The organism is Tardiphaga sp., from assembly GCF_041424195.1.
Classification (GTDB): domain Bacteria; phylum Pseudomonadota; class Alphaproteobacteria; order Rhizobiales; family Xanthobacteraceae; genus Tardiphaga.
This window is the reverse complement of the sequence record NZ_JBGMOE010000046.1, coordinates 108,301-116,260: the sequence shown is the minus strand read 5'-3', so window position 1 is coordinate 116,260 and position 7,960 is coordinate 108,301. Positions and strand designations below refer to the sequence as shown.

General features: G+C 61.7%; 9 protein-coding genes. 5 read left to right on the top strand and 4 right to left on the bottom strand.

Going from position 1 to position 7,960, the window contains the following annotated elements:
- Positions 1-247 precede the first annotated feature (247 nt).
- Complete coding sequence (locus tag ACEK02_RS07200; protein ID WP_371421107.1) at positions 248-430, bottom strand: hypothetical protein; 183 nt, start codon at positions 428-430, stop codon at positions 248-250.
- 199 nt (positions 431-629) lie between these two features.
- Between ACEK02_RS07200 and ACEK02_RS07195 the strand changes: the two genes are divergently transcribed.
- The 3 genes from ACEK02_RS07195 to ACEK02_RS07185 all read left to right on the top strand — a co-directional run bounded on the left by ACEK02_RS07195 (position 630) and on the right by ACEK02_RS07185 (position 2,857).
- The gene (locus ACEK02_RS07195; protein ID WP_371421106.1) at positions 630-1,352 is read left to right on the top strand and encodes a DUF3750 domain-containing protein; all 723 of its coding nucleotides are present in this window, start codon (positions 630-632) and stop codon (positions 1,350-1,352) included.
- Positions 1,353-1,426: 74 nt separating this feature from the next.
- Positions 1,427-2,389, top strand: a complete 963-nt coding sequence (locus ACEK02_RS07190) for an alpha/beta fold hydrolase (RefSeq protein ID WP_371421105.1) — start codon at positions 1,427-1,429, stop codon at positions 2,387-2,389.
- Between the two features lie 42 nt (positions 2,390-2,431).
- Positions 2,432-2,857 (top strand): OsmC family protein, encoded by a 426-nt coding sequence (locus ACEK02_RS07185; RefSeq protein WP_371421104.1) that lies wholly within the window; start codon positions 2,432-2,434, stop codon positions 2,855-2,857.
- A gap of 61 nt (positions 2,858-2,918) precedes the next feature.
- Here ACEK02_RS07185 and pyk read toward each other — a convergent pair whose 3' ends face one another.
- Together pyk and ACEK02_RS07175 are read right to left on the bottom strand one after the other, a co-directional pair.
- Entirely contained in the window at positions 2,919-4,352 is a 1,434-nt protein-coding gene (pyk, locus tag ACEK02_RS07180) for a pyruvate kinase (protein ID WP_371421103.1), read from the bottom strand.
- The gene (locus ACEK02_RS07175; protein ID WP_371421102.1) at positions 4,349-4,957 is read right to left on the bottom strand and encodes a DUF1036 domain-containing protein; all 609 of its coding nucleotides are present in this window, start codon (positions 4,955-4,957) and stop codon (positions 4,349-4,351) included. The genes pyk and ACEK02_RS07175 overlap by 4 nt, the downstream gene beginning before the upstream one ends.
- 179 nt (positions 4,958-5,136) lie before the next feature.
- Between ACEK02_RS07175 and ACEK02_RS07170 the strand changes: the two genes are divergently transcribed.
- Both ACEK02_RS07170 and ACEK02_RS07165 read left to right on the top strand, forming a co-directional pair.
- On the top strand, positions 5,137-5,439 hold the full coding sequence (locus tag ACEK02_RS07170) for a DUF1244 domain-containing protein (protein WP_371421101.1): 303 nt from the start codon (positions 5,137-5,139) through the stop codon (positions 5,437-5,439).
- Between the two features lie 188 nt (positions 5,440-5,627).
- Complete coding sequence (locus tag ACEK02_RS07165; RefSeq protein WP_068728829.1) at positions 5,628-5,903, top strand: DUF2312 domain-containing protein; 276 nt, start codon at positions 5,628-5,630, stop codon at positions 5,901-5,903.
- Positions 5,904-6,071: 168 nt separating this feature from the next.
- On the opposite strand, the gene ACEK02_RS07160 is transcribed toward ACEK02_RS07165, so the two are convergent.
- Positions 6,072-7,721, bottom strand: a complete 1,650-nt coding sequence (locus ACEK02_RS07160) for a DUF882 domain-containing protein (protein ID WP_371421100.1) — start codon at positions 7,719-7,721, stop codon at positions 6,072-6,074.
- Between the last annotated feature and the right edge of the window lie 239 nt (positions 7,722-7,960).

Here is a 7,960-nt window from a genome sequence, read left to right as displayed (position 1 = left end):
TCGCCGATGAACCGGAATCCCTCCAGATTCAATAAATTCGTGAACCGCTCTAGTGACTATCGCTGCTTTTCGACGATGCGGCAGCTTCGGATTAACCAAAGTTGCGGCTACGTCGCCCACGCTATTTCGGCAGCGGTCCGTATAGGTCGAAGAAAGATGCGAAGCTCGCGCGGTCCACGATTCCGCAATGTCCGAAACTGGACGATAAGGAAGAGCAGGACAATTCAGAATAGGCGTGTCGGTCGATCTAGTGCAGGACGTTATTGCCGGGTCGGATGGCCCCGGACAGGGGTGAAGCGGCATAGAGCTGCTGCAATTCCGCTTCGAGTTGCTCGTTGACCATCAGCAAAGCCTTGAGCGCGCCGCGCAAGTCGCCATTGCAGGTAGAAATGATTTCGTCGATCACGGTATCGGTGGGGCGGGACGTCATGGAACTATCTCCAGTTCAGATCATTGCCTCAGATCGCCGGGCGATCATGGCGATAACCGGGCGGGAACGAATGCGTTCCTGTGGATAGTGTGGACAGTCACTGCGGCCCATTCGTTGCGGCTGCCGTGGCAAAGCTGCAAATGCCCCCCATATCCACAACATTACCTCCCTCCACGGGCCTCCCTCGGTGAGAAAGTTTGTGATTGTCCTGCTCGCACTGCTCCTCGTTCCCATCGGAGTGTCGGCTGCCAGATACTGGATGGGCGATCGCTCGGTCGATTGGCAGAGCGCGGATCGCTCAAGCGCGGGTTTATTGCCATCGCCTGGTGCACATCCCGAGGCACTTGTCCGCGTCTTTGCGGCGCGGACCGTGCGCTGGCGCGGTATCTTTGCCGTCCATAGCTGGATCGTATTCAAGGAAAAGGGCGCCTCGCGTTATACCCGCTACGATTATACGGCGTGGGGCGAGCCCATCCGCCTGAATGGTTTTGCGGCTGACGGCCGCTGGTTCGGCGATGTGCCGACTGCGCTCGCATCGGCTGATGGCGAAGCGGCTACGGTGATGATCCCGAAGATCCAAGCGGCCATCGCTGGCTACTCCTGGCGCTCTTACGGCGACTATCGGGCGTGGCCCGGCCCGAACTCAAACACGTTCGTCGCGGCCGTTCTCGCCGCCGTGCCGGAATTGCAGGTGGCATTGCCGCCCACCGCCATCGGCAAGGATTTTCCTTATGCGGGGAATGCCTTCGGCTGGACACCCTCCGGGACCGGCATGCGCGCTACGTTGGGCGGCTATCTCGGTATCACCGCAGGCTGGGTCGAAGGGCTCGAGCTCAATCTGCTCGGCGCCGTATTCGGCCTCGACATCCGCCGGCCCGCGATCAAACTACCGGGCATTGGTCGTCTTGGCGTCAGCGCGTAAGTGGCGCGCGGCGTGAAACCCTCAGGGTGCCGCCGCGTAGCTGGATCGTGCACAAAAATCTCCGGATATTGGCGATGATCTCAGTCACCGTGGTGGCCGCTATATGCGTGCTGGCCGTGGCCACGCAGGTTGGTGTGTTCCTGTTCGAGCGTAAATATCCGCCAACGGGTGAGTTTGTCGACGTCACGGGTGGTCGCCTGCATGTGGTGCAGATGGGACCACGCGATGCATCCGATCCGCCGATTGTTCTCGTCCACGGCGCCACGTCGAGCATGGAGACCATGCGGCTGCCGCTCGGCCATGTGCTGGCAGAAAAACACCGTGTCATCCTGATCGACCGTCCCGGCTTTGGCTGGAGCTTGCGCAACGATGTGCCGAACTCTTCTCCGGCGATGCAGGCGAAGATGATCGACGAAGTGCTCGAAAAGCTCGGTGTCGATCGGGCGATTATCGTTGTGCATTCGCTGGCCGGCGCATTGGGCGCGCTGATGGCACTGGACTATCCGCAGCGTGTCGCTGGGCTGGTCATGATGGCGGGAGTCACTCATCCCTGGCCCGGTGGCGTTGGAAACTATAATGAGGTCGTCACCACGCCTGTGATCGGCAAGCTGCTGGCCTATACGATCACACTGCCGCTGGGCTATTTCCTGACCGACATCGGAGGCCGCGCGGTGTTTGCGCCGCAGGTCATGCCCGAAGGCTACATCGAACAGACGGCAACGCCGCTGGTATTGCGGCCGCGCAACTTCCTCGCCAATGCCTGGGATCTGGTAACGCTGAAGCGCGCCGTCATGGCGCAGGCATCGCGCTACGCCGACATCAAAGCTCCGACCGTGGTGATCACAGGCTCAGCCGACACCATCGTATCGCCGGAGATTCATTCGCACCATTTCGCAGAAACGGTGCCCGGCGCCAAACTAATCGTGCTCCCGGGCGTTGGTCACATGGTGCAAAACGCCGCCCCGGACCTTATCATCGGTGAGATCGAGAACATGATCTTGGCCGCTGACACCAAATCGAAGGCGGCGTCGCGCTAGTATCCGGCTTGATCGGCTTCAAACCAAATTGAGGAGATGTGCATGACCACGACTTTCGGTTCGGCCAAATGGCAGGGTGGCATCAAGGACGGCAAGGGATCAATTTCCACCAAGAGCGGCGCACTCAGCGACTATCCCTACGGTTTCGCCAGCCGCTTCGAAGGCAAGCCGGGCTCCAATCCTGAAGAACTGATTGGCGCAGCCCATGCGGCCTGTTTCACCATGGCGTTGTCACTGATCCTCGGCGAAGCCGGGCTCAAGGCTGACAATATGGAGACCAAGGCCGACGTGACGCTGGAGAAGCAGGGCGATGGATTTGCCATCACCAAGGTGCACCTGACGCTCTCGGCGAAGATCCCCGGTGCCGACAAGGCGAAGTTTGAAGAGTTGACTGCGAAGGCGAAGGCCGGCTGTCCGGTGTCAAAGGTGCTGAATGCCGAGATCACGCTCGACGCGGCGCTGCTCTGAGAAATATCTCGTGCGAGCAAATTGACCTCTCCCCGCACCGGGGAGAGGTCGCATAAGTGAACTACATGTCCGCGTCGTTCGGTCCGACATAGGCGATGCGGACCATATTGGTGGCGCCAGGGGTCCCGAGCGGAACGCCCGCCACGATGATGATGCGCTGGCCGGCTTTGGCGAAGCCGTCACGGAAAGCGATGCGCCCGGCGCGGTCGACCATATCGTCGAGATTCTTCGCATCTTCCGCCACGACGCAATGCACGCCCCACACCACCGATAATTTGCGGCCGGCGGCGAGGTTCGGCGTGATCGCGACCACCGGCGGCTTCGGCCGTTCGCGGGCGACGCGGACAGCGGTGGATCCTGAGCTGGTCCAGCAAATGATCGCAGACAGATCCAGCGTCTCTGCGATCTGTCGTGCGGCGTCCGCAATGGCGTCACCGGCCGTGGGCTCGGGGTCGGGGCGCTGAGCCATCAGCACGGTACGATAGGTCGGATCGCGCTCCACTTCCTCGCCGATGCGGTTCATCGTCGAGACCGCTTCGACCGGGAATTTGCCGGCGGCGGATTCTGCCGACAGCATGACGGCGTCGGCGCCTTCATAGATCGCCGTTGCCACGTCCGAGACCTCGGCGCGGGTCGGGACTGGGCTCTGGATCATCGACTCGAGCATTTGCGTGGCAACGACGACGGGCTTGCCGGCGCGGCGCGCCATACGCGTCATGCGCTTTTGTAGACTTGGTACCCGCTCGAGCGGCAATTCGACACCGAGATCGCCGCGCGCCACCATCAGCGCGTCGGAGGCTTCGAGAATGCTGTCGAGCCGGTCGATGGCCTGCGGCTTCTCAATTTTCGACATGATGGCGGCGCGACCGCGGACCAGGCGCTTGGCTTCATGCACGTCCTCGGCGCGCTGCACGAAGGACAGGGCTATCCAGTCGATACCGGTCTCGAGCGCGGCTTCCAGATCCAGGCGGTCCTTCGGCGTCATTGCCGACACCGGCAGGTCCGTATCGGGCAGGCTGACGCCCTTGCGGTCGGAGATGCGGCCGCCGACCACCACGCGCGTCACCGCGCGGTCGTTCGATGTCTCCTCGGCAATCAGCCGCAGTTTGCCGTCGTCGATCAGCAGCGCGTGGCCCGGGCGAAGGGCAGCGAGAATTTCCGGATGTGGCAGGTGCACGCGGGTGGCGTCGCCGGGGGCGGGATCGGAATCCAGTACGAAGCTCTCGCCGTTCTTGAGCTGCACGCCGCCTTCAGCAAAGGCGCCGACGCGCAGCTTCGGCCCCTGCAGATCGACAAGAATACCGATCGGGCGGCCATAACTGCTCTCCACATTGCGGATGGTCTTCACCAGCTCGCGCATCTTGTCATGCGGCGTGTGGCTCATATTGATCCGGAACACGTCGGCACCAGCCTCGAACAGCTTGCGGATCATCGCACTGTCCGACGAGGCTGGGCCCAGCGTGGCCAGAATCTTGATGCGGCGTTGACGTCTCATTGTTTGCCTCCCGGCGGTACTGATGGCGGCAGGGTCGTTGACCCGCCCGGGGGCGCGCCACCTGGCGTGTTGGGCAGACCGGGGAAGCCCGCGCCGGGTGCGCCCGGAGGCGGTCCAGTCGGCCCCGGAATGCCCGGCAGCTTCGGCGGTTGTTCGTTGGTTTCGGTCAGTTGCACCGTCCAGGCACGCTGTTCGCCGGTATCGACCTCAAAAAAACCGGTGCGGTCGAAGCCGCGCGCGAGGCAGTTTTCGGTGCCCTTGATGGTGAATTCCTTGTCGCGGGAGCACATGAAGGCCTGACCCGACCATTCGCCGCCCCGATCGTAATCAAGCGCGTAGATATAATAATACCGCGCAACCAGGGTTCCGCGCAGCAAGGTTTCGCAGGCGCGCGACGAAACGTTCCACCAGCCCTCGGTGGTCCAGCCATCGGCATCCTTGTAGCCCAGCGCGATCCCGACCCGGCTCGAGGTGTTATTGCACAGCCGGAAATCAGCAGCCGCGGGGCTCGCCCACAGGCACGACAGGGCCAACGCCAGCATCGGCAAAAGGCCGGTGAAGGGGATGCGTCGAAACGGGCGGTGAAGGGAATCTCTTGCGGTCATGCGGCGAAGCTATCTCAATTCGTTGACGATTTCGCGTGACCCGGCGGGTCTGTCAACGGCCGCGGAACCAATTCTTCCCCCGTCAGCCAGTTTGCGCCGTGATATGGCAAAATCTGTGACAGGGCCCCATGTTACACAAAGACGGCAGTCCGGTATCGGGTGCAACAGCGAGACCATTCATGGCGATTGACGACAAGATCCAGATCGAACTCGAAGCCGCGGCCTTTCGCCGGCTGGTTGACCATTTGCGCGGTCGCACCGATGTGCAGAATATCGATCTGATGAACCTCGCCGGCTTCTGTCGGAACTGCCTGTCAAACTGGCTGAAGGATGCTGCCGATGCCAAGGGCGTGGCGATGACCAAGGATGAGAGCCGCGAAGCGATTTACGGCATGCCTTACGAGGCCTGGAAATCGCTGCATCAGGCCGAGGCCAAACCCGAACAAATTGAGGCCATGAAGAAAGCGCACAGCGGACACTGACGATTTCTCGTCTTTTCAGGCATGAAATCAAAGCTGTGGGGGCGCTGTGGATGATCGCGATGGCGCCTTGACGCAAGGCATGGCGATCTTGAGTGTCATTTCCTTAAGATTAATGCGCGCATAACGCTGCGCACCTAAAACTCACCCAACACCCATTCAAAGCAACATCAGTTCACCAGGAGTTTCCGATGGCCACCTCTGCTGCGTCCGTGCTGGACGATCAGGCGACACACTCTTTCGCCAAGGACCAGCTCAAGGCCATCGTCGAGCGTATCGAGCGCCTTGAGGAAGAGAAGAAGACGATCTCCGACGACATCAAGGACGTCTATGGCGAAGCCAAGGGTAATGGCTACGACGTGAAGGCGCTGCGCACCATCATCCGCATGCGCAAGCAGGACGCCAACGAGCGCGCCGAGCAGGAGACGATCCTCGAGACCTATCTGCAGGCCCTGGGTATGCTGTAAGGCGCTTAGCGCGCCAATACTCAGCCAAACACTCAGGTGTCATACGCGGGCAAAAGCGCGAAGCGCATCTTCGCGCCAGACCCGAGTATCCATCTAGCCACAAAATAGCGATGGATGGCCGGGGCAAACCCGGCCATGACACCATTGTAATCTGAGAAATTCGCGTTCTTAACGCAGCGATGCCGTGCGCATCACAAACGCAGTCGTCGCAAGCGAGGCCGTTGCCGAGCCAGTGAAGCGGTCGCAGACCAAGCCAAGCTGCGGGTCATCCGAGAAGTTCATCGCCACCACTGCCTTCGGCTTGACGAAATGCGCACGCAGGATGGTCATGTCACCGTCGCCCATCACCGATGCTGACATGGATGTGGTGGCGCTTGGCGCCAGGATCATCGCGCGCATCCAGACATGGTTGTCCGGAATGGCTGTGGCGGTCAGGCGGGTCGCGACTGCAATGGTGCTGCTCTGGCCCTGAGCGCCCTTTGCGACCACCGTGGTGATGTTGTTCACCGCCATTGGGTTCTTCGCCGCCGATGCCGGACGCATGCTGCGCGGGATCGGCGCGCTGGCGGCAACGACATTGGCGCGATCGACCGGGGAGTTCGCCGGCGGCGCATAGGCCATCGCCTTGGCGAAGCTGGACTCGCTAACAGCCGGCTGCGGATCGACCACATTGGCCAATGCCTGACGCGCGGTGATCGCGGCGACCTGCTGTGGCGTGGCCTGCTTCGGCGCCGGCATGTCATCCCAGAAACCGCGGGCATTGATGATGTCGGCAGGAGTCTGCGGCCGATTATCCGACTTCGCTGTGGGAGCGGGCGAGGGAATCGGCGCCTTCGGGCGCGGCAGCGGAATAGTCTCGGTGTCAGCCGATGCGAGCTGATAGGTCGCCGCTGCTGCGGGCTTGGAGCGCGGCATCGGAACGGCGTCCGAAGACTTCGCCTCGGCCTGTTTCGCATCAACCGGTTTCGCGGGCATCGCGGCGGCCATCATACCCACAGGCGACGGCTTGGCGGGCGCGATCGCGGCTGCCGCACTCTCGTCTTCGTCGTCATTCGACTTGCCGCCACGGAACAGCGAGGCGAACAGACCCGGCTTGCTCTTGGCCAGAGCGGCGCTGTCGCCATCGCCGCGCTTCTCGATGTCAGCCATCGCCAACTGATAGCCTGCCAGCGGACGGCCATCGGTCGGCACATGCACGGTGCGGCCGTCGGGGAAGACGCGCGCCAACTGGTCATGCGTCATGCGCGGCCAGTGCCGGATGCTACCGGTGTCGAGATGCACGAAAGGTGAGCCGGAGGTCGGGTAGAAGCCGACACCGCCGCGCTGCAAGCGTAGGCCGGCGAAGCGGATCTTCTCGAGCGCCACGCCGGGAATGAAGAAGTCCATCGCGTGGCCAAGCATGTGCTGGCTGGCACGAGCGACGCCGGACGAGCGGCGGCGGAGCATGGCGTTGGTGGCTGGAGAGCGATAGGCGGAGATGATCTGGATCGGCGCCTTGCCGTCGACGTCGCGGTAGACCTCCCAGAGAATGTCGAACAGGCGACGATCCATATTGGTCTGGTCCTGGCTGCGCCAGTCGCGGAGGAAGTAATTGATCTTCTTCATCGCGTCGTCGTCATAGCGGCCATTGCGCTTGAACGTGACGGTTAGATCTTCGCCGGAATGAGTATGGTGGAAAGAGAGAGTGCGGGTTTCGTCGAGAGCGGTGGCGTTATGGACAGAACTGGCGCCTGCCATCAGCAGTACCGCAGCGAGGCCGGCATGAAAGCCGGCGCGCGATGTGCGCAATCCCGTTTTGCGTGCGAAACCGCTCAGCACGTATGAACCCACCCAAGTCGACAACTCTCTCGCTACCCCATGCGGCGACAGAGAGTGAACGTACTCTTAAAACGGGAGGGTTAACCGAGATTTACAACCCATCCCCCCAAGCGGGCTTTTCAGCCAGCCATTAAACTTAACTCATTGAGTATGGCGAAAAATAGCCCGCTGCTGGGTTCCGGATGGACGATGGTTAACCTCGATGACGGGTGAAACGTAAAAAGGCTCCACCAAAAGGT

What these genes read in the sequence shown, in the direction of transcription:
- ACEK02_RS07200 (WP_371421107.1), bottom strand. Translation starts at nt 430, where the DNA reads ATGACGTCCCGCCCCACCGATACCGTGATCGACGAAATCATTTCTACC.
- ACEK02_RS07190 (WP_371421105.1), top strand. Translation starts at nt 1,427, where the DNA reads ATGATCTCAGTCACCGTGGTGGCCGCTATATGCGTGCTGGCCGTGGCC.
- ACEK02_RS07185 (WP_371421104.1), top strand. Translation starts at nt 2,432, where the DNA reads ATGACCACGACTTTCGGTTCGGCCAAATGGCAGGGTGGCATCAAGGAC.
- pyk (WP_371421103.1), bottom strand. Translation starts at nt 4,352, where the DNA reads ATGAGACGTCAACGCCGCATCAAGATTCTGGCCACGCTGGGCCCAGCC.
- ACEK02_RS07175 (WP_371421102.1), bottom strand. Translation starts at nt 4,957, where the DNA reads ATGACCGCAAGAGATTCCCTTCACCGCCCGTTTCGACGCATCCCCTTC.
- ACEK02_RS07170 (WP_371421101.1), top strand. Translation starts at nt 5,137, where the DNA reads ATGGCGATTGACGACAAGATCCAGATCGAACTCGAAGCCGCGGCCTTT.
- ACEK02_RS07165 (WP_068728829.1), top strand. Translation starts at nt 5,628, where the DNA reads ATGGCCACCTCTGCTGCGTCCGTGCTGGACGATCAGGCGACACACTCT.